We start from the raw sequence: 21,580 nt of genomic DNA on the forward strand, positions 1-21,580 counted from the left end.
CGCTCACCAGCTGTACTTGAACACGCCCTTGCCGGAATAGCTGGTGACGTTGCCGGAGAACTCGCCGTCGAAGGTGCCGGCGATCGAGAAGCCGCTCAGCCATTTCATCTCGGCGCTGGCGCCGACCAGCGCGGAGTCGGCATCGACCTTGGCGCCGTTCACGACGAAGCTGGTGCCCGGCAGGGTCTGGAACATTGCGGTGACGGCGCGGTTCGGATCGTAGTCATGCGCCCAGGCGGCACGGCCGCGCAGGGTCAGCACGCCGTTCTGCATTGCGTAGGATTTGTCCGTGCGCAGGCCGAGCTCGGAGCGGGTGTCGGTCACCGATTGCGCGGCATAATTCAGCGCGAACAGGCCGCCGCCATTGAGGCTGACTTCGGAATAGTTGGGCAGGTTGAAGTTCGTGACCTGCGCCGCCGCGTAAGGGGTGATGCCGACCATCGGCGTCGTGAAGCGATAGCCGCCCTCGAAGCGCGCCGAGAAGGTGTCGGCCTTGTAGCGGCCCTGGAGCTGGTCGGCGCCGGCAAGCGCCACGGTGCGGTTGGTGGTGACGTCGTGCCAGCCATAGGCGAGCGCGGCCGAGATGTAGGCCGGTCCGAAATTGTGCCGGCCGTAGACACCGGCCTGGAACAAATCGGCCGAGCCCGCGCCCATGGCGTTGGCGAGCGAATAGTTCAGGCCGCCGCCGCCGAGCGCAAAGCCGACCAGGGTATCCAGCGAGATCCTGTAGTCGGCGCCGGCCGCGCCGCCCCAGACCCGCGCAGTCAAATCCTGCGAGCCGACCGCGGCATTGCCGCCGACCTGCGCCGAGCCGCCATAGCCGGCCGACCAGACGCTCCACCGGCTGCTCGGCTGCGACGACAGCAGCGGCGCCTTGGTCGCCATCGCATAGGCCTCGCGCTCGCGCGGCGTGGCGGGGCGCATCGGGGCGGTGTAGGCCGATGCGTCATCGCTCTCGGCGAATTGCGCGACGTGGCCCGCCTTGGCGAAGCCGCCGCTGCGGCCCGCGACCGTCGGATCGAGCATCAAATTGAGGAACTGGCCGTCGGCGTTGATCGCGGACTGGATGATGCCGGTGCCGAACTCGCCCGAGGCGGTGGTCAGCCCCGCCGGCGTCAGCGCGGCGAAGGCGGCAGGAATGCCGCCGGTCGTGTTGAAGAAATTCGTCAGCGTGTTGGCGACGTTCTGCTGGTTGATGGTGAGGCCGCCGCCGGTGGGCGTGAAATTGACACCGATGTTGAGGAAGACGTTGTTGGGGTCGTAGCTCAACGTCGCGTTGATGGTCGGCATGTTGGAGACGACGGCCGCATTGAAGGCGGTGCCGCCGAAGCCGGTGATCGCGGACAGGATCTTGTACTGCTTCTGGACCGTGCCCGAGATGAAGTTCGCACTCACCGTCGCGTTGCCGAGGTTGGCTGCGCCAAGGACGTTGGTAAGGCTGGCGCTGGTGGAGGAGACCTGCACGAGATAGGTCGAGGCCGAAGTGAAGCTGAGGGGGCCGTTCACCGTCAGCGGTCCGAACGGGTTCGCCGTGCTGCCCGGCGCAAGCGTACCGCCGTTCACCGCGACGCTGCCGACCGTGCCGGAGCCTGCAAGCGTGCCGCCGGCATTGACGGTGCTTGCGCTGACAATGGAGCCATCCACCTCCAGCCTGCCGCCGTTCACGGTGGTGGCGCCGGTATAGGTGTTGGCGCCGGAGAGGATTTCCGTTCCGCCAGCCATCGTGAGGCCACCGCCGGCGCCGCCGTCGTCGATGACGCCCGCGAAGGTGCTGTTGCCGTTGGTGATCGTCAGCGTGTTGACACCGAGATTGACGTTACCCGCGCCCGACAGCGACTTGATCGAGGTGCCGCCGTTGGTCAGTCCCGAAATATCGAAGAAGCCGTTGGCGATGACGCTGCTGGAGGTCGCGATGCTGCCGTTCGTGCCGCCGAAGTTAGTGAGATCAAGCTCACCGCCCGCGGCGATCGTCGTTGTGCCGGCGTAGGTATTGGTGCCGAAGAGCTGCTGCGTAGCCCCATTCGCGATCAGGATACTGCCGCCGGCGCCGCCGCCAATGCCGCCGTCCTGAATCACGCCACCGAAGAGGCCGCCGTTGGTGATGGTTAGCGTCTTCGATCCGAGCGCCACGACTCCAAAACTGAGCAAATCAGAAAGGCCGCCGACCGAGGCGCCCACATTCGTTTGCGAAATATCCAGCGTTGCAACTCCGAAGCCGGGCACGAATGAGACAAATAGCGAATTTGCGATCGAGCCGTTGCCCTTTAGCGCAAGCGTGGCGCCGCCCTGGATCTGGGTGGGATCGGTATAGGTGTTGGTGCCAGATAGTGTCAGAGTTCCGCCAATAACTTCGATCCCGCCGGCACCCTGTATCGAACCTGCGAACTCGGTCGAACCATTGGTGATGTCGAGCCTGTTGATGCCGAGTTGCACGATGCCGCTCGAGCTGCCGGCCAGCGTCGTGATGAATGAATCCAACGGCGTCAAACCGGAAATGTCCAACGTTCCATTCACCGTTACGACGCTGGACGAGGAGAGGCTGCCGAACCCGGACAGCGCCAGCGTTCCCGCCGAGACCGTCGTCGCGCCTGTATACGTGTTGGTGCCGGTCAGCGTCAGCGTGCCGGTGCCGACCTTGGTCAGCCCGCCGCCGGTGCCGGAGATCACGCCATCGACCTGGGTCGAGGTGTTGAGGCTGCCGGTGGTCAGCGTGTTGGCGCCGAGAACGTAATTGCCAGCGCCTGCGATCGAGCCCGCGGTCGTGCCGCCGTTGGTCAGGCCGGAAATATCGACGGTGCCGCCGGCATTGGTGACGAAGACTGCGCTGCCGCCGGTGCTGGTGCCGGTGAAGCTGGTGGTGCCGCCATTGGTGGTCGTGATGGTGGAGTTGCCGGCGGTTGCGGAGCCGTTGAAGATCAGCGTCCCGGCGTTGGAAATCGACGCGGCGGACGCCGAAGTCGTGCTGGTGAAGCTCAGGAATCCCGCCGCATTGTTTGTGATGCTGGCGCTACCAGCCGAGCTCGTCTCGTTGAAGTTGAGCGTGGCGTTGTTGGTGATGGCAGCGCTTGCCGCGCTGCTGCTGCCGTTGAACTCGACATCGCCGCCATTGGTGATGATGGCCGTACCCGCGGTGCTGGTGTCGCCGAAAGTCATCGAGCCGCCGACGACATTGTACGTGACAGCCTTGGTACCTCCGCTCGCGGTGCTCGAATTCTGGAAAATCATGCTGGCCCCGACGGTAAACGTCTGGGTATTGGTCGAATTGTTCGAGATGCCGGCACCGTGGACGAGGAAGATGTCGTTGGTGGTGATCGTATAGGCTTGGGCGTTCGGAGCGGCAGTGAAGATCACGCTGCCGAGATCGACGACGCCGCTGCTGGTGACGCTGTTCAGGCCAGTGTTGGTGAAGGTGGCAGTGCCGTCCGGCACGCTCGGATTCGAGGTCCAATTGGTGCCATCCGTCCACTCGTTGGAAGAGGCGCCGGTCCAGGTGCCGTCGACGGCGTGCGCGGCGACGACGCCGAGCGCCGTGGTCGCGAGCAGGGTGGCCAGCGAATGGCGGACGACGGAGCGTAGCCTGCATCCGATCGTTTCACGCGCCATTGTCGGTCCAGCCATCGGATTTTCTCAAATCGCTCCGCGTCATGATCCCACGGCGTCGCGACGACCCGCAATGAACGGACGTCCATTTGCGCAGGGTTCCTGCCTGTTTCCTTTGCAATTTCATTGATCGTGGCCATTGGGCAACATTTTTATGCGTTGCAACATGTGGGACAAAAAGGGCGGGGTCTGAGCAGATCCGGTGCGGGTTGAAGGCGAGGCGCATCAGGCCTAGTTTGCTGCGAAAGGCTTGGCCCGCGCGCTGGCGCGGCCGCCGGTCGCAGGGGAATTTTGATGTCCGGGTGGCTGAGACCGACGGGGTTGACTGTGCTGTGCGCGGTTCTCGGCATTGCCGAAACCGTGGCCGCCACATCGTCACGCATGGACATCCTGTCCGACGATGCCGCCAGCGGTCCCGCAGAGAGCGTCGATGTCGGCGCAGTGAGGCCGATTGCCCGACCCGCGCAGGCTGCGAGCAAGCCGGCTCCCCGTGGCAATCCGTTGTGGTCGGTGCCGCTGTCGGCGCTGACCGTGACCCAGGAGCGCCCGATCTTCTCGGCTATGCGCCGACCACCGCCGCGCGCGGTTGCCGCGTCCCCGGTCGAAGAGGCCAACGTAGCGCCGCCGAAGCCGGTCGACGCGCCGCCGCCGCTGTTGCTGGTCGGGGCCGTGGTGGGCGAGGGCGATGCGATCGCGATCCTCGTCAACCGCACCGATCAGAAGGTGGTCCGCCTGCGGCAAGGTGAATCGCTGGGCGGCTGGTCGCTGACCTCGGTCCAACCGCGCGAGGTGACGCTCAAGCAAGGCGATCGCAGCGAGGTGCTGGCGCTTCAGCGGTCGGACGGAACGACTGCGCCTGCCGGCCCGCCCGCAGTCGCGACTGCGCCTGCGGATGCCGACGGCAAGCTGACGATGCCGACCACAGCCAATACGTCATTTGCGCCCTTCGTGCCGCGATCGGTGCCGAAGAACGGCGAGTCGGACGGGCTCTGAGCGCCGAACCAGGTCGCGCGAAGGGGATGAATTCGGACGCCATTGCCTAAGCTGTCCAACGGCCTTAAGACGCGGCTTCAACGCCCCAATCCGATGGCGCCAGACGGGCGGCCTTCATTGCGGGATTCGATCGCCGATCGGGCGCGCCGGGCCGATCGCTCGCCGGGAAGGATGCGGCTTGACCGACACGCAGACTGACGCGCCGGGCAAGGCCGATGGTCGAAGCGGACCCGGCGGTGCCGGGCGCGGCCGCCGGCTCATTCATGGCTGGTCGGCGAACCTGGTCCAGATGGTGCTGGGGCTGACCCAGCAGCTGCTGCTGATTCCGGCTTTCCTGCACGTCTGGAGCGGCGATTTGCTTGCGGCGTGGCTTGCGATCTATGCCGCCGGCAGTCTCGTCGTCGTGGCGGATTCGGGATTGCAGCTTCGCGCCATCAACCGGTTTCTCGCATTCAAGTCCTGCGCTGACTGCGACGGGCGCACCGCGAGCTTCTATCGCGCCATGCTGCGGATCTATCTCGCCATTGTCGCGGTGCTGGGCGTCGTGCTGTGCGCGGCCGTGTATCTCGCACCGCCCTCAGCGGTGCTCGGCTTTCACGCGACGCCGACGATCGATTCCGCGATGCTGGTGATGACGCTCGGCATGCTGCTGACCTTGCCCGCCAACCTCGCCTCCGGCCTCTACCGCGTCCGAGGCCAATATGGCCGGACGGTCTGGCTGCAAAATGCCGCGCTGCTGCTCGGCCAGATCGCCCAGCTCGCCGCGCTTGCGACCTTCGGCAGCCTGCTTGCGGTTGCGATCGCCTTCGTGTCGATGCAGCTTTTGTTCACGATCTTCATCGTCGCGTTCGATGCGCCACGCCTGTTTCCGTTTCTGCGCCGTGACGGCCAGTCGACGTTCGTGCCGCCGTCCTGGCGCTGGAGCATCGGGCAGTTCGGCCGCGCGCTGCCGTTTGCGGTCGCCAACATCACCGAGCTCGCGCTCGTCAACGTTCCGGTCTTGCTGGTCTCCGCGCTCGTCACCGACCGCGTCGCGGTGGCGCAATGGGGGCTGACGCGCGTGATCGCGAGCCTGGTGCGCGGGCTCTGTCTCCAGGTTACCCTGCCGCTCGGCGCCGAGCTCGGCCACGATCATGCGATCGGCGACAAGGAGCGGCTGCGTCGGCTTTACGCCCAGGGCTCGGTGTTCGTGACCGGGCTTGCCTGCCTGATCGTCGCGGGACTCCTGCCATTCTGGCCGGACTTCTTCGCGCTGTGGACCCATGGCAGCATTCCCTATGACGGGCCGCTTGCGGTGACGCTGCTGCTCGGTTCGGCCGTGGTCGCGCCCTCGCTGCTGGCACTGGTCTTTGCCAATCACAGCAATCGCGGCGAGCTTCTGATCCGGACCAAGGGACTCCAGCTCGTCGTCTTCCTGGTGCTGTCCTTCGTCCTGATCCCGCGGCTTGGACCGCTCGGCGCCGCGCTGGCCGTGGTCGCGAGCGACATCCTCGTTCAGTTCGGCCTGCTCGGGCTCGTGATCATGCGGCAGACCTTGCGTCAGCCGTTCAGGCACGTTGCGTTCTTGTTGCTCATGGCCGTCGCCATCGTGGCGTCGGGCTGGCTGATCGGGCTGGCGATTATCGGGCTCGTGCCGGGGAGCGGGCTCGTGCACTTCGTCGTGGAATGCGCGATCTGGCTGGTCGCGGTTGGCGCACTCGCAAGCCCGCTCCTTAGTGCGACGCTGCGCGAACGCCTGCGGGCGCTGGTGCCGGCCTAGTAGCGCGGAATGTCGCCTGAGAGGTGCTCCTGGCGAAACTCAGGTCGCATCGCGAGCCGTCCCAATTCTCCGGGCAGCCGATTGAGTACGCTTTCCCAGTCGCCGGGCCGAGGCTGGCGGAATAGGCGAACGGTCGGATACCAGGGACTGTCTTCCCGCCTATAGAACCACCGCCAGTCCAGAATATGTGGCAGCAGAATCCAGGTCGGTTTGCCGAGTGCGCCTGCCAGATGTGCGACGGCAGTATCCACAGTGATCACGAGATCCATCGCGCTGGCAGCTGCCGCTGTCTCCGCGAAGTTCGTCAGAAGAGGCGCCAAATCAACGACGCTGTCCTTCAGCCGTTCGAGCGCTTGACGGTCGCTCGTGCGGACCTCTTTTTGCAGGCTGAAGAGCTGGACGCCGGGAACCTGAAGGCATGGCAAAAGGGCTTCGACCGGCAGAGACCGCTTTCGGTCGTGCAGATGGCCGGGGTTTCCTGCCCAAACGACTCCGACTTTGAGGCCGGAGTATTTGGCAAGCCTGCGTTGCCATTCGGCAATCCTTGCCGGGGCAACCTCGAGATACGGTCGCGCTGGTGGAATCGTCTCGATGGTGGCACCAAGCTCGTAGGCAAGACTCATCAGCGGCACATGCAGGTCGAACGGCGGCTCTGGCTCGTTGCGCGAGATCACGGTCACGTCGAGGCTGTCTCTCAACAACTCAACCAATTGGGGCTGAACCTGGAGAACGACCGGACCCTCGGTGGCGGCTGCTGCGGGCACGAAGCGAGCAAAGTGCAAAGTGTCGCCAAGTCCCTGCTCCGCATGAATCAACAGGGTTCGGCCGTTGCGACGCTCTCCGCTCCAGCGCGGGACCTTAAATGTTCCGGGCCTGAACCTCGGCGCGGGATGCGAATGCCTCCACTCGAACTCCCGGAAGCCCTCTTTGAGGTCACCAGCCAACAAGAGAAGCATCGCGAGATTGTAGTGAAGCATCGGATCGGCAGGCCTAAGATCGACTGCGTGACGAGAAGCCTCTATGGCCGCCTCGCCTTGGCCTAGATTGCTCAACGCGATGCTCAGATTCGTCGAGACTTCCGGCGAATTCGGATCGAGCCGGATTGCTTTTCTGTATAGCTCGACCGCGCCTTCGAAATCGTCTCTCTTGCTGTGAATGATCCCGAGATTGAGATGCGCGCCGACGTTTTGCGGAGAAAGCTCAATTGCCTTTTGGCACGCCGCGCTCGCCTCATCCAGACGTCCCTGCCGCACCAAAGCAGCCGCCAGGCTGGCCTGGACGTCGGACCTCGCAGGCGCTGCCAAAGCTGCAAGTTGGTACATCGAAACCGCCTGGTCTGTCCGCTCAAGCTTGAGCAAAAGGCTGGCCATGACCAGATAGGCTTCGAGATCATCGGGCTGGAGCTCAACCGCATGGCGGCATACCGACAGCGCTTCCGCAAGCTCTCCATCTTGTTCGAGCGCTAATGCGAGATTGCGATATCCCGGGCCGAATTGGGGAGCGATGGTGATGAGTTCGCGGTAGGCCTCGACGGCCTTGGCGACCTCGCCGTGATCCATCATATGATTGCCGCGGTCCAGAACAGCTTCCATTGCTCCGGCGAGCGCGGCTTCTCCAGTTCGATCTTTCATTCCTGCCCCATCCGATTGGATGATTCGTTCCGTGTCATCTGTTGAACGAGCGAGGAGCAGATTTCAGGCGGAATTGTAGAGCGTCTCAGCGCGTGGTCAGCGCCAGCCGATGCTTCAGCCGCACGAGGTGCCGCGCGAACTGAAGGCGGCCGGCCTCGGTCTCCTGTGCGAACTGCGCGAGCCGGAGCTGGCCGGCCGTGCGCAGCCGCTCGCGCGTGCCGTCGGTGCGTAGATCGACGATCGCGTCCGCAAGCGAGCGCGGGTCGTCATAGTCGAACAGGATCGCGGCATCGCCGGCCTGCGTCTTGAACGCTTCGGGATAAATGACGGGCGTGCCGACGGCCCAGGCTTCCAGCGGTGGCAAATTGGTGGGGCCGAAATAGCTCGGCATCACCAGCGCCGATGCGCCGCGGTAGAGCGCGCCGAGCTCGGCGGAATCGACGAAGCCGATGATGGAGATTTGGTCCGACAATCCGTAGGTGCGGATCGCCGCATTGATCTTGTTGCGGCCGCCGCGATCCGAGCCGCACAGCACCAACCGTTCGGTGATGCCCCGCTCGCGCAAGTTTGCGAGCGCAGCGAGCAGCGTCATGTGGTTCTTGTGCGGCCAGAACTGCGCCGGATAGAACAGATAGCTCGGCTCCAGCCGGTACTTTGCCAGCACCGCCGCGTCCGCAGCAGCCTCCGGTGTCGATTGGCTGACATAGGTCGAGGGTGAGAACGGGATGCAGACCGCGCGATCCCGTTCCATGGCGTAGCGACGGCAGAGATCGTCGATGAGCTCGGGCGCATTGACGATCACCGCGGCCGCCTTCGTGCTTGCCAGGCGGAACAGGATCTCGCGGCGCTCGAATTCGCCAAACGTCCGGACCTCCGGAAACTCCAGCGCGTCGCGATGGCAGCCGTCGAAGATCGTGATGATGAAGGGCAGCTCGTAGAGCAGCAAATGCCGCTTCGATGTCGAGGTGAAATGCACAACGTCGATGCCGTCGCGGATCAGGGCGCGCTCGAACGGCGATCTGAGCTTTAGCGCGATCTGGACGAGATCGAAGGGGCCACAATATTTGAGGAACAGGAAGACGTGGTCGAGAACGCCGAACTTGCGCAGCCGCCCCTCGATGCCGAACTCCTTCAGGATTTCGAGCGTCTTGGGGTAGGGCGAGTACACCACGATCTCGTTGCCGGATTGCGTCGCCCAGTCGCGCAGCCAGAGCAAATCGTTGAGCGGCTGCTGGAAGCCACCGCCGACTTCGAGCGCCTGTTCCAGCATGACGGCTAGCCGCAGCGGCCTCACGGCGTGACGCTCTTTCTGGCGACCGCGTAGGCCGCCCAGCTCTTCGTGCTCGGCGCATCCTGCGTCAGCCACGCGGAGTGACCGGCAGGCTGTAAGCCGCTCGCCTGCAAAGCGGCGTCGATCTCGAACGGAAACCAGTAGCGCATGTGGTGCGCCTCGTCGACGCGTCGGATCGTGGCACGATCCGTGTCCTCGCAGAACAGCGTGTAGTTCACAGTGACGGTCGCGGCCTGCTCATCATGGTCGGATTGCGCGATACGGGTGAGGCGCAGCGGCTTCTGCTCGATCTCCTTGACCCGGGTCTCGACGCCCTGCGCCAGCACCGCGCCGCCATACCAGTAATCGAAGAAGAACAGTCCGCCCGGCTTCAGCGCCGCATGCGCGGTGCGAAACATCTTTTCGAGCCGGTCGCGGTTGGTCTGGTAGCTTGCGACGTGAAACAGCGACACGACCGCATCGAAATCGCGTTCGGGGCCTGCCTCGCAGGCGTCGCCCTGCCGGAATGGAATCGCGAGCCCGGCCTGCTCGGCGCGCGTCTTGGCACTTGCGATCATCTCATGGCTGAGGTCGATGCCGGCAACGCGCCATCCCTTGCGGGCGAAAGCGATTGCGTGCAGGCCAGTGCCGCAGCCGAGATCGAGCAGCTTGCCGGGGGCGGCGCCGTGGTCGCGCAGGCGAGCTTCGACGAACGTCGTCTCCGCCGCGTAATCCTTGTCCTGATACAGGAGGTCGTACCAGGGCGCGTAGTCGGCGAACACCGTCACGCCAAAATCTCCTTCAGCGCCCGCGCGGAGCGAGCGATCTCGTCGTCGGTCAAAGCAAGTCCGCTCGGCAGGTAAAAGCCGCGGCGGGCGATGTATTCCGCGTTCGGATGGGATTCATCGAGCATCATGCCCATCCGGCGCAGCACCGGCTGTTCATGCATGCACCAGAAGAACGGCCGTGTGCCGATGCCCTTTTCGCCGAGACGCCGCATTGCTTCCTTGGCGTCGAACGGCACGTCGTCGTTCAGCACGAGGCCGTAGACCCAGTAGATGTTGTCGGCGTAGTTGGTGCGGGCGACCGGGCGGCGAATGCGGTCGACGCCGGCGAGATGCTCGTCATAGAGCCGGCCGATCCGGCGTTTGATCTCGACCGTGCGCGGCAGGCGTTCGACCTGGGCGACGCCGAGCGCGGCCTGGAGGTTGGTCATACGCGCGTTCCAGCCGAGCTCCTCGTGGACAAAGCGCTGCTGCGGCTGAAAGCAGAGATTGCGCAGGCCTTGCAGGCGATCGGCGAGTGCGTCGTCGTCGGTGAGAATCATGCCGCCTTCACCCGTGGTGACATGCTTGTTCGGATAGAAGCTGAAGGTCGAGACGTCGCCGAAGCTGCCGCAGGGCGCGCCGCGATAGGTCTGGCCGTGCATCTCCGCGGCGTCCTCGATCACGTTCAAATCATGCCTGCGGGCAAGCTCCAGGATCGGTTCGAGATCGACCGGCAGGCCGTAGATGTGGACCAGCATGATCGCGCGGGTGCGCGGCGTGATTGCCGCCTCAACGCCTTCGACCGTCATGTTCCAGGTCGCGGGATCGCAGTCGACCCCGACGGGGACGAGGCCGGCCCGCACCAAGGCGGCGGCGCAACTGATGATCGTGAAGGTCGGAATGATGACCTCGGAGCCTTCCTCGAGCCCGAGCGCATGGACGGCGATGTCGAGCGCGACCGAGCCGTTGGTCACTGCGATGCCGTGGCGCCGTCCGGCGACCTCGGCCATCGCCTGCTCGAAGCGCTTGATGAACGGTCCTTCCGACGAGATCCAGCCGGTGCGGATGCATTCGGCGAGATAGTCAGCCTCGTTGCCGTCGAGCAGCGGCGTGTTGACGGGAATGAACGGCGCGGTCACAGGCGTCGTCACAGGTTTGGCCCCTTGATCCGGATTTCGGACGGGGAGACTTCGGCAAACCGGGTCTTGTCGTTCTCGCCGGAATAGGGACCTTGCTTGATCTCGACCATCTCGAGCGGCTCGAGCACGTGGAAGCCGTGCGCACCGCTGCACAGCAAGATGATGTCGCCGGCACCGAGCACGCGGCTTTCGAGATATTTTTCCTCGACGGTGTAGAAGTCCACCTGAAGCTTGCCCTTCTGGATCAGGAGGACTTCCTGGGTGTAGTGCACCTCCCGCGTCACCTTGTTGTGGCGATGCGGCTCGATGCTCTTGCCCTTCGGATGGCTCATGAAGGCGAGCTGTTGCGACAGTTCCGGAGTCGAAAAAAAGTGGATCCCCGGCTCGCGAAACGAGGCGCGCACGATGATCGCATAAAGCTGGTCGCCGAATCGAACATGTTCGACGTGTTCCATCTTGGGCCTCGATAAAAAGCGCTGTAATTAGAGTGACATAGCGTCCAAGCTCGGCACTTTGGCCATTTTGGCTGGGACCGTCAAGGGTGGACCGGATATGACGATCGGTGCGTCCGTCAGCAGGATTTAGCCGACGAAAGCGAGGATCTCTTCGACGCGACGGCGGAAGGTGTGGGCGGCAAATGTCCTGGCCTGTCCCGCCTTTGCAATGGACAGGCGCGCCGCGTCCTCAGTGAGATAACGGTCGATCATCGCGAGGCAGTCCTCGACCGTGCGCCATGCCGCGACTTCGGTCTCGGGAGAAAACAGCGTGTGGAGATTGTCCTTGAAATCGGTGAGCAGGAACGCGCCGACGCCGGTCGCCTCGAACAGCCGTGCATTGCCGGCTTCGCGGCCGGCCATGTCGATGTGCGAGTTGAGCGTGACCCGCGAGGCGCGAAGCGCCTGGTACATCTCCACGCCCCACACCTCGCCCTGATAGCAGCGGTGCAGCGGCGAGGAAGCCGGAAGCGTGTGCAGGCCGCTGCCGAACAGCTTCAGATCATAGCGCCGTGCCACCGCCTCGAGCTGCGCGACGCGCACTTGATGATCCGCCGACACCGCGCCGACGAAGGTGACGTCGAAGCTCTGCGACGGTGGCGGAGGCAGTATGTCGACGATGTCAGGCTCGAAGGCGAGATGGACCACCTCGGCGCGCGCGCCGTGGGCACGGAAGAAATCCACCACGGCCGCCATCTGCGAGATCATGAGGTCGTAGACCGACCAGTCTTGGCCGCGCGAGGGCGAGATGCCGACCTGGCCGATCAGGATCGGCCGGCCGATCCCTTTGATCCGGCGCGCCAGGCGCGTATCGACGTGAAACAGATCCTGGTTGAGGACGAGGTCCGGCTTGAAGTCCTCGATCTGCGCCAGCAGGATCGCCTCCGCCTCCGCGTCGAGGCGCGGGCTCAGGCCGACCTTGCGCGCGAGCGGCCGCAGCATCGGCTTGAACGGCGCGACACTGCGTTGCAGCCAGCCGGGAATGGCGTCGCGCGCGGCCGGCGCGCCGGGCGGTTGCGGCTCGGTGACGGCAAGGCCGTGCTCGCGTGCCCAGGCCGCCCGCATCCAGGGATTGTTGACATGAATGTCGGCGGCGACGTGTCCGAGGCCTGCGAAATTGCGCGAGTAGAAATCGGCGACGCCAAACAGGCTGGCGTTTCGTGCCGCCATCTGCGCCGCGTAAGGCTCGTTCTCCAGACCGGGATGGCGCCGGTAGAGCCAGGCGAGGAAGCGCGGATAGTCGGCGTTGAGGATCAGGATGCGCACGGCGTCACGGCTCCTGTTCGAACACGTTGCGCGGCATCACGTACCAGAGCAGAAACAGGATGGCGGTGCCATGGGTGAGCATGGCGACCGAAAGCGGCACGTTGAGCAGGACGTGCGGCAGCACGCCGGCGGACATCAGGACGAAGCGGGGCGGAAGTCCCGCCGAGGCGCGGTTGCCGACCGCGAGCACGAGGCCCGCTGCGAGCGCGGTGAAAGGCGCAAGATAAAGACCGACAGAGGCGATGCCTTCGGTCGCAAACAGCGACGCATTCAAATTGCCGAAGCCGTAGGTGTTCTGCATCACGACCGCCAGCGGCTCCTGATAGGGACAGTGCGTCAGCGGCTTGAGGACGGAGATCTGGCAGAACCAAGTCGGCGGATGGCTCGCGAAGAAATGGTTGTAGATATCAAGCGCGCTCGACGCCGTCGCCATCATGCGGATGTTGACCAGGTCGAAATATTTGCCGGTGATGCCGTTGAGGCTTGCGCCTGTCACGACGATCGCGATGAGGCCGATCAGCATCGGAATGAAGATCGAAAGGATGACAGAAGTCCGCATCGCCGCAAAGCGCGACACCGCGGCCAGCGCGATCAACCACGCGGGCGTGAAGAAAGCGAACTTCGTCAGCGTGATCGGATAGAAGAAGAGGAGCAGGATCAAGACCAGCAAGGCGCGCCAGCGATGGCCGAGCAGCCAGTAGCAGGCGAACGCAAACGGCAGCAACGTGCTGGAGACCCAACCCGTGAGATAGCGCACTGCCCCCGGGAATTCGAGCGCATCGCGGTAGTCGTAGATCTGCGCGATCGCGACCAGCCGGAAATTGTACGTCGAGGCCACGGCGATGGTGCCTATGGAGATCACCAGGATCAGCGTGAGCAGATGCTCGAAACGGGCATTCGACAGCACGATGAGCTGTCGGAGCGGCGCCCGGACGAAAAGCACGGGCAGCAGGAACAGTACCAGCGCCAACGCCGCCGATAGCCCCGCGAGCAATCGCGGGTAGCTGTATTCGGAGAACACGTCGATCCACAGGAAACCCAGGATCATCGTGTAGAAATAGAATCCGGCGAAATAGCCGAAGCTGAAGCGGGTGAAGGCGAACAGCAGCGAGACGACGGAGAAGGCGATTGCAACGGCGACCGCGATCCAGACACGCTCGCCGCTGAAGTGAATATAGGACTGGAAGGTCGCGACCTTGATCAGCGACAGGCAGGTGACGGCATTGTGCAGCAGCACCAGGATCGCCAGCGCAGCCTTCGAGTCCAGCCACAATCGCAGATTCTGGATGATGCCGGACGGTGCGCTCATGGTCGACAGGCTCGCTGCGGACGACGGGGTTTGCGAGCGGGATCAGGCGATTTCGAGCGTGTGCTTGAAATAGGCGATCGTCTCCTTCAGGCCGTCCTCGAGCGCGACCTTCGGCTCCCAGTTCAGGACCGCCTTGGCCTTGGCGAGATCAGGCTGGCGTTGCCGCGGATCGTCCTGCGGCAGTGGCTTGAAGATCAGCTTGGAGCGTGAGCCCGTGAGCTTGATGACCTTCTCGGCCAATTCCCGGATCGTGAACTCGGAATTGTTGCCGAGGTTGATCGGGCCGGTGACGTCTTCCGCAGACACCATCAGTCGCAGGATGGCCTCGACGAGATCGTCGACGTAGCAGAACGAACGGGTCTGTCCGCCGTCGCCGAACACGGTGATCGGCTCGCCCTTTAGCGCCTGGACGATGAAGGACGACACCACGCGTCCGTCATTGGGCTGCATGCGCGGGCCATAGGTGTTGAAGATGCGCGCGACCTTGATCGGCAGGCTGTGCTGGCGCCAGTAGTCGAAGAATAGCGTCTCGGCGCAGCGCTTGCCCTCGTCGTAGCAGGAGCGGATGCCGATCGGGTTGACGTTGCCCCAGTAATCCTCGGTCTGGGGATGGATCAGCGGATCGCCATAGACCTCGCTGGTCGAGGCCTGGAAGATGCGCGCCTTGAGCCGCTTGGCGAGGCCCAGCATGTTGATGGCGCCATGCACGGAGGTCTTGGTGGTCTGCACGGGGTCGCGCTGGTAGTGGATCGGCGAGGCCGGGCAGGCCAGGTTGAAGATCGCGTCGACCTCGATGTAGAGCGGGAAGGTGACGTCGTGCCGGACCGCCTCGAACAGCGGATTTGCGATCAGATGGGCGATGTTGCGCCTGCTGCCGGTGAAATAATTGTCCACGGAGACCACCTCGGCCCCGGTATCGAGCAGTCGCTCGCAGAGGTGCGATCCGATGAAACCGGCGCCCCCGGTCACGAGGATGCGGCTGGTCTTGTAGTTTTCAAACGGCATTATCGATTCCGGGTTGGTCTTGCGCGGAGCGGGGAGGACTTCGCCGACCTAGGCGAGCAGAGTGGTATCGGGATCGAACGGAATCGCCAACCCTGTTTCGTGAGGGTATTTTAATACCTCTGTGCCGCGCCTCCACCGAACTTGTTTCGCGCCAGGGTAAGGCGGGCGTGGTCTTTGCAGTTGGCCTGCCCGCCCCCGCAATCGCGAGAACGGGCCTAGCTATGCTTTCGCCTGATCACGATGATCCGGTCCGGAAACGCCGCGAGCTTGGCCATGAACGTATCTGTGGCCTGGGCTGGTATTGCCACCGCAGCATAGCTTTGCTCGCCCACCTTGATCTCGTCGAAATTTTCGGACCCCTCCAACTCGGTCTTCCGCGCCGATGGGACGAGAACGAATACGGCTAGATCGCGCCGTGTCCGAATGGTCTCCGGATGCAGACGAAGCATGGCGTTCCGATCTCCCGAGAACACGCCAAGAAAACTCAGTACCTTGTCGAGCGTATCCGCGTAACGCCTGGGAGGGGTGTCGCGCGGGATGAACGATATCGCGCCGGCAAGATTTTCGGCGACGTTCGAGAACCTTTCTGCTGGGCGTTGCTGCCCATAGGGCGCTAACCCATTGGCGACCACGCCAATGCGGCTCCAGTCCAGGGGTTGATTAGGCAGGCTGAACCCAACCTGCGAGATGATCGTACGATAGTCGGCGGCCTCGTCGAAGATCGCGTCACGCGATCGTGCCGGTATTTCGCGCCCGTTGTCATCGCGCACGAACAGGCGTCGCAACTGCCCCTCGAACAGGCCCTGGGACCCACGCCCGAAGTAGGTGACGAGCTGCCGGCTCTCCTCGAAATAGTTCGCGATTTCCGCGCTAATGCGCGATGACGGATGGCCCTGTATCGCCACATTGACGGCCAGCAGCAAGGAGAAGCCCACGGCCGCAATTCGCGCAAGGATGCGTCGCTGCCAAAGCGCGTGCAGAAGGACGCCACACAAGACGAGGCCCAGCGGCTCCGAATATATGATGTCCTGTCCATTGATGCCTCTATTGAAGACCAGCACCGAGATGACAAAAAGCAGGTAAATTAGCCCAAAAAGCGCGAGCTCGGCGTAGTTCAAGGCACGTCTCTGATCAAACGCCAGCAGACAGAGCATCAGGGTTGGCGAAAGAAGTAGAATCGGTGCGTAAGAGAACTGGGTCCATAAACTTGGCCAGACAAATATTTCGGTGTTGAACTTGCCGAGAAAGATGATTTTGGCGATAGCCAGCGCATAGAAGCCGCCGGTCAGCGCGTTTGAGAAAGCCAGCGCCAGCGCGGGAATCGAAAGCACAAAACCAAGTCCCAACAGGTTCGCGAAGCTGGCGAAGCGATAGACCGGGCCATCCGGCTGGTGCTTGAAACGTTCCGTCAGTGCGACGGGTACGGCCAGCGACAGGCCGACGGCGAGGCAGAACGGCGTGATCGAGAACGCATCCCGATAGTGGTAGAAGGTCGTCGGCAGCTTGACGAAAAGCGCGATCGCGACCAGCGCGAGGTAGAGGCTGATCGAAATCGTCGCAACCCGTCGATTTCGCCTCTGCGACGTGTTTAAACCGGCAGACAGCTGCGGGTTCCGGTGCATCATCAGCATTGCAAGCAGCGGCGTCGCCGCGATGGTCGGGACAATCTGTAGCTTCGAGCTAAGCGCGAGCCCGGCGAAGATTCCTGATGTGACCGTCAAAGCAAAGGAGAGCGGCTTTCTGTCGGTTTCGACCGCAAACAGGGCCGCGAACAGGCTGCATGCCGCATAAAACAGAGCGAACATGTCCGTGCGGAACAGAATCGTATGGTACGCGAGCGATCGCGAGCCGGCGAAACAGAGAAACAGGAACACGAGGAAAAAGGCCCCGCCGCGGGTAACCAATGCGAGCGAGCCTGTAAGCAGCAAGGCCGAGCCGACAGCAAGAAATGCGAGATGGGCGCGGAGAAACTCGGTCAGTTCCGCGATGCCGAGCAGCGGATTTGCCCAGCTATAGATCGCCGTGTAGTCCTGCATATGCAGGAGTCCGACCAGCCGGCCGAACCACTGGCTCCAGGACAGGAAGAGATACATGCCGGCGGCTGGGTGAGTGACGTGGTCGGGCAGCTTTCCTCCAGCGATCAGGAGCACGTCCAGCGTGGTCAGCTGGTCCATGTCCGAAACCGCGTAATATGGAAGCAGCGCCGTGTTTTGCCGGTAAACGATGAACCAAACCAGAGAGAGCAGCGCTATCAACCCCCAGGCTCCGCGTCGCCAGCTGCCTTCCCGCACTTTTGCTATGAACACCCCAACCGACTTTCGGCCCGAACGCCTCGATCTCATCATCTGCAACCGAAAGTTGGCCGAATCTGTACTCGCCGTCAATCCCGCGGGACCTCTGCGTCGATCGATGATGGATCTCGCCACCTCGTCCCTTAGACCAAATGATTTTCCAGCCGCCTCGGGTTCGTATAGAAGCCGTCTGGAAAGTGAAAGGGAGGGGGCCTCCCGTCCGGAGCCGGCTTATGAAAGTTGTCATCCTTGCGGGTGGTCTGGGAACCCGAATTGCCGAAGAGACCAGCACGCGGCCGAAGCCGATGGTCGAGATCGGCGGCCGGCCGATCCTCTGGCACATCATGAAGATCTACAGCGAACACGGTTTCCATGATTTCGTGATCTGCCTTGGCTACAAGGGCTTCATGATCAAGGAGTACTTCGCGAACTATTTCCTGCACATGTCCGATGTGACCTTCCACATCGCCGAGAACCGGATGGAAGTGCACCGCGAAACTGCCGAGCCCTGGCGGGTCACGCTGGTCGACACCGGCGAAGACACCCAAACCGGCGGCCGGTTGAAGCGGGTGCTGCCCTATGTCGCGAACGAGCCCTTCTTTGCGCTGACCTATGGCGACGGCGTCGCCGATATCGATCTCACCGCCCAGATTGCGTTTCACAAGGCGCACGGGCGCAGTGCGACCGTCTCGGTGGTGCGGCCGGCGAAGCGGTTCGGCGCGATCGCGATCGAGGGCGACCGGGTCGTCGATTTCGAGGAGAAGCCGAGCGACGACGGCGGCTGGATCAACGGCGGCTTCTTCCTGCTGTCGCCGTCGGTCGGCAAGCTGATCGCAGGCGACCAGACGATCTGGGAGCGCGAGCCGATGGAGCAGCTGGTGCGCGGCGACGATTTGCGCGCCTATGTGCATCCCGGCTTCTGGCACCCGATGGACTCGCTGCGCGATCGCAACTTCCTCGAGGCCGAGTGGGCCGGCAACCGCGCCAAATGGAGGGTCTGGTGACAGATCCTTCGTTCTGGCGCGGCAAGAAGATCTTCCTGACCGGACATACCGGCTTCAAGGGCGCGTGGGCCTCGCTGCTGCTGCGCCGCCTCGGGGCGGACGTCTACGGCTATGCGCTGGCGCCCACGCATCAATCTTCGCTGTTCGTGACGGCGAGGATCGCCGACGACATCAAGCACCGCATCGCCGACATCCGCGATCTATCTACCTTACGTGCCGCGATGGCGGAGGCCGAGCCCGACATCGTCATCCACATGGCGGCGCAAGCGCTGGTGCGGCCGTCCTATAAGGAGCCAGTCGAGACGTTTGCGACCAACGTGATGGGCACGGTGCATGTGCTGGAGGCCGCCCGGCGGCTGAGCTCGGTACGGGTGATCCTGAATGTCACCAGCGACAAATGCTACGAGAACAACGGTACGGGCACTGCCTTCCGCGAAGGCGACCGTCTCGGCGGCGACGATCCCTATAGCAACAGCAAGGCCTGTGCGGAGCTCGTGACGCATTCCTATCGCCGCAGCTTCTTCAACGCCAAGGGCGCGGCTCGCGTCGCGACTGCGCGTGCCGGCAACGTCTTCGGCGGCGGCGACTGGGCGCGCGACCGCCTGGTGCCCGATGCGATGCAGGCCTTCCTTGCCGGCGAGGCGCTGCCCATCCGCAATCCCAATTCGGTGCGGCCCTGGCAGCACGCGCTCGACCCGGTGCTCGGCTATCTCAAGCTGGTGGAGCGGCTGGCGGGCGACGAACGCTTCATCGGCGGCTGGAATTTCGGGCCCGATGCCGCAAGCGAGGTGCCGGTCGGGACCGTGGTCGATCAGCTGATCGCACTGTGGGGTGACGGCGCGCGCTGGACGGCCGATGCCGGCCTGCATCCGCACGAAGCCGCCTATCTTAGGCTCGACTGTGCGAAGGCGCGGAGCGAGCTCGGTTGGACGCCGCGGCTCGATCTGGCGCAGGGCCTGCGCCTCACCGTCGACTGGTACAAGGCGCTGCGCGAGGGCCGGGACCTGCGCACATTCTCGCTCGATCAGCTCGATCAGGTCGTCAGCGCCGCGCAGGCGGCGTGATCAGCCAAGTGGCGTGATCAGCGCAGCTCGAGAATCTCGGCGATGCGCGCCTGCGGAGAGACCGCGTGTTTCAGGTACGCACCCGAGCGCACCGCCAGGTAGGATTTGAGCAGGACGACGAGCGCGAGGATCGCGCGCTCGATATCGGGCGCAAGACCGGTTCGGCCGAAGGCCGCCGTCTGCAGGAACGACCGGTTCTCCATGAAGGTCAGCCAGTAGAGATAGTCGTAGCCGTCGATGCCAGCGAACGCGTCTTCCCAGTCGATGACGCGCGGCTCGGCGCCCTGGAGCATGACGTTCTTTGGTCCGAAATCGCCGTGGCAGAGCGCTGCAGGCAGGCCCGGAAGTCGTTCCTCGAGCAGGAGCATCAGCCGGCGCATCTCGGTTGCACTTGCTTGCTCCAGCAGGCCGAGGTCCGAAAGGGTCTTCAGGGCGCGCACGGCGGATGCCAGATAGTGCTCGAACGAGGCAAGATTGTCCGGCCGCCAGTCGCCGAGCTGTTCACTGCAGCCGCGTGCCATCGCGGTGGCATCCGCAGGCTGCATCGGCGCGGGCAGCGGCGCGAGCGCCGGCATGAGCAGGCACAGCCGCGTCGTTCCGTCCGCAATCGGGACTTCGAAACGGTCAAGCACGATCGTCTTGCCGTAGAGCCAGGAGAGGATGTCGGCTTCCTTGGCGAGGCTCGCAACGGCGTCCACGCCTGGAAGATGCATCTTCAGAAACCGTTTCTCGCCCGCGATCTCCGCATCGAAGCAGACGCCGAGCGTGCCGCCGAGCGCCGGCGTGACGACGGCGTCGCGGCCGGACAATTGCAGATGTCGCTGAAGCGCGGAAAGGATGCGCGCGTGTTCGGCGCTGATGTCGGGGCGGCCGTCGGTTTCGAAGAACGCGATCTTACCCAGCACGATAGAGCGGGCTCAGATAGTCGATGCGGTCGTAGCCGAAATGGCGGGCCAGCGCCGCGGTGCCCTGCGCGATCTGCTTGCGCTCATCGTCCGAGAGTTCCTGGATGACGGCCTGGTTGTAGTCCTTGGTGCTCTTGAGCACGGTTCCCCAGGGCGCAATTGAGTCCTTGATCTCGACGCCGTTCCAGCTCGGATAGAGCATGCTGTCGGCAAACGGCACGCCGATGAAGCCGGCGGCCTCCGTCATAAACTTGCGCTTGTCCTCGACGAGGTCCTCGTAGCGCAAGATCCGTACGTTCTCCGGATACATCTTGGCAAACATCTCGACCGTCGAGTGATAGATGTTCCAAGTGATCAAATATTTCGTCAGCGGCTGCGGGAACGGGCGGCGCTTGGTGTCGCGATAGGCTGAGAACGGATTGCGCACGATGTGCAGGATGCGGACGTCGGGGAAGTCGCGCACCATGCGGTCGGCGTCGATACCGATCGCGGGTGAGTAGCCGACATGGACCATGCCCGGGCGCGGCCTGGTGTAGTAGTTCTCCCACGCCGCGAAGGTCGAGCGGAAGTAGGCCTCGACCACCTGACGACGAAAGATCGGGGGTTCGCCCACGATCCGCGCAAATTCGGCGACGCGCTTCTTCTCGTCCATAACGCAGTCGGCGTCGCGGAACTTGGAGCCGTTGCGCTTGCGCAGGAACGTTTTCAGCTCCTCATCGATCATCTGCTCGTAGAGCTCGGTCGCCGTCAGCCCTTCCGGGAATTCGGGATAGCGATACTGCACGCGCTCGACCGAGGCGAGGAAGTCGTTGAAGTTGCGGTTTCCGAGCTGCGACTCGAAGGGATAGACGAGCAGGTCGGGATGGCCGTCGAAGTGACGATGGGTGACGTTACCGCCGTGCTCGAAGCCCGCGGAAACCATGGCCAGCCTGAAGTCGCTCATGCATCACCCTGCATCGTCGAACGTCGATCCCGACCACCCGTTTAGCTGTACGGGCCGGATAATCAAGCTCCGATCGGGCTTCGACTGCGCCAGAATGCGGCTCGGGCGAGGGGCGGACATTGACGGCCGGGGATTGCTGA

At 63.7% G+C, this 21,580-nt stretch carries 16 protein-coding genes; 4 read left to right on the plus strand and 12 right to left on the minus strand.

Annotation, left to right across the window (positions count from 1 at the left end; translation table 11 throughout):
* Window positions 1-3: 3 nt before the first annotated feature.
* Window positions 4-3,618 carry an autotransporter outer membrane beta-barrel domain-containing protein gene (locus UB31_RS39275; protein ID WP_245306148.1) on the minus strand — a complete coding sequence of 1,205 codons (3,615 nt, stop codon included), beginning with the start codon at window positions 3,616-3,618 and terminating at the stop codon, window positions 4-6.
* 276 nt (window positions 3,619-3,894) lie between these two features.
* Here UB31_RS39275 and UB31_RS39280 point away from each other — a divergent pair, with 276 nt between their 5' ends.
* The gene (locus UB31_RS39280; RefSeq protein WP_045014642.1) at window positions 3,895-4,593 is read left to right on the plus strand and encodes a hypothetical protein; all 699 of its coding nucleotides are present in this window, start codon (window positions 3,895-3,897) and stop codon (window positions 4,591-4,593) included.
* A gap of 178 nt (window positions 4,594-4,771) precedes the next feature.
* Window positions 4,772-6,352: a lipopolysaccharide biosynthesis protein gene (locus tag UB31_RS39285; RefSeq protein ID WP_045014643.1), complete on the plus strand. Its 1,581-nt coding sequence runs from the start codon at window positions 4,772-4,774 to the stop codon at window positions 6,350-6,352.
* Here UB31_RS39285 and UB31_RS39290 read toward each other — a convergent pair.
* The 9 genes from UB31_RS39290 to UB31_RS39330 form a co-directional block, all read right to left on the minus strand.
* Window positions 6,349-7,983, minus strand: a complete 1,635-nt coding sequence (locus UB31_RS39290; RefSeq protein WP_082078820.1) for a tetratricopeptide repeat protein — start codon at window positions 7,981-7,983, stop codon at window positions 6,349-6,351. The two genes, UB31_RS39285 and UB31_RS39290, sit on opposite strands and share 4 nt — an antisense overlap.
* 85 nt (window positions 7,984-8,068) lie before the next feature.
* Window positions 8,069-9,253, minus strand: coding sequence for a glycosyltransferase family 4 protein (locus tag UB31_RS39295; RefSeq protein WP_245306149.1), 1,185 nt, complete (start codon window positions 9,251-9,253; stop codon window positions 8,069-8,071).
* A 20-nt stretch (window positions 9,254-9,273) separates the two neighbouring features.
* On the minus strand, window positions 9,274-10,041 hold the full coding sequence (locus UB31_RS39300; protein WP_045014645.1) for a class I SAM-dependent DNA methyltransferase: 768 nt from the start codon (window positions 10,039-10,041) through the stop codon (window positions 9,274-9,276).
* Window positions 10,038-11,171, minus strand: coding sequence for a DegT/DnrJ/EryC1/StrS family aminotransferase (locus UB31_RS39305; protein WP_245306150.1), 1,134 nt, complete (start codon window positions 11,169-11,171; stop codon window positions 10,038-10,040). Before UB31_RS39305 ends, UB31_RS39300 begins: the two co-directional genes overlap by 4 nt.
* Window positions 11,168-11,614, minus strand: a complete 447-nt coding sequence (locus tag UB31_RS39310) for a cupin domain-containing protein (protein ID WP_045014646.1) — start codon at window positions 11,612-11,614, stop codon at window positions 11,168-11,170. The genes UB31_RS39305 and UB31_RS39310 overlap by 4 nt, the downstream gene beginning before the upstream one ends.
* A gap of 126 nt (window positions 11,615-11,740) precedes the next feature.
* Complete coding sequence (locus tag UB31_RS39315; protein WP_045014647.1) at window positions 11,741-12,919, minus strand: CgeB family protein; 1,179 nt, start codon at window positions 12,917-12,919, stop codon at window positions 11,741-11,743.
* A gap of 4 nt (window positions 12,920-12,923) precedes the next feature.
* Window positions 12,924-14,228 (minus strand): hypothetical protein, encoded by a 1,305-nt coding sequence (locus tag UB31_RS39320; protein WP_045014648.1) that lies wholly within the window; start codon window positions 14,226-14,228, stop codon window positions 12,924-12,926.
* A gap of 42 nt (window positions 14,229-14,270) precedes the next feature.
* A complete protein-coding gene (locus tag UB31_RS39325) occupies window positions 14,271-15,233 on the minus strand; it encodes a UDP-glucuronic acid decarboxylase family protein (RefSeq protein ID WP_045014649.1) in 963 nt (320 codons plus the stop codon).
* A gap of 215 nt (window positions 15,234-15,448) precedes the next feature.
* Window positions 15,449-17,488: a hypothetical protein gene (locus UB31_RS39330; protein ID WP_045014650.1), complete on the minus strand. Its 2,040-nt coding sequence runs from the start codon at window positions 17,486-17,488 to the stop codon at window positions 15,449-15,451.
* A gap of 269 nt (window positions 17,489-17,757) precedes the next feature.
* Between UB31_RS39330 and rfbF the strand changes: the two genes are divergently transcribed.
* Together rfbF and rfbG are read left to right on the plus strand one after the other, a co-directional pair.
* Window positions 17,758-18,528 (plus strand): glucose-1-phosphate cytidylyltransferase, encoded by a 771-nt coding sequence (gene rfbF / locus UB31_RS39335; protein ID WP_045014651.1) that lies wholly within the window; start codon window positions 17,758-17,760, stop codon window positions 18,526-18,528.
* Window positions 18,525-19,592 (plus strand): CDP-glucose 4,6-dehydratase, encoded by a 1,068-nt coding sequence (gene rfbG / locus UB31_RS39340; protein WP_045014768.1) that lies wholly within the window; start codon window positions 18,525-18,527, stop codon window positions 19,590-19,592. The genes rfbF and rfbG overlap by 4 nt, the downstream gene beginning before the upstream one ends.
* 17 nt (window positions 19,593-19,609) lie before the next feature.
* Here rfbG and UB31_RS39345 read toward each other — a convergent pair whose 3' ends face one another.
* Entirely contained in the window at window positions 19,610-20,497 is an 888-nt protein-coding gene (locus tag UB31_RS39345) for a phosphotransferase family protein (protein WP_045014652.1), read from the minus strand.
* Complete coding sequence (locus tag UB31_RS39350) at window positions 20,487-21,440, minus strand: sulfotransferase family protein (RefSeq protein ID WP_045014653.1); 954 nt, start codon at window positions 21,438-21,440, stop codon at window positions 20,487-20,489. Before UB31_RS39350 ends, UB31_RS39345 begins: the two co-directional genes overlap by 11 nt.
* Window positions 21,441-21,580 lie beyond the last annotated feature (140 nt).

Source organism: Bradyrhizobium sp. LTSP849 (genome assembly GCF_000938255.1).
Taxonomy (GTDB): domain Bacteria; phylum Pseudomonadota; class Alphaproteobacteria; order Rhizobiales; family Xanthobacteraceae; genus Bradyrhizobium.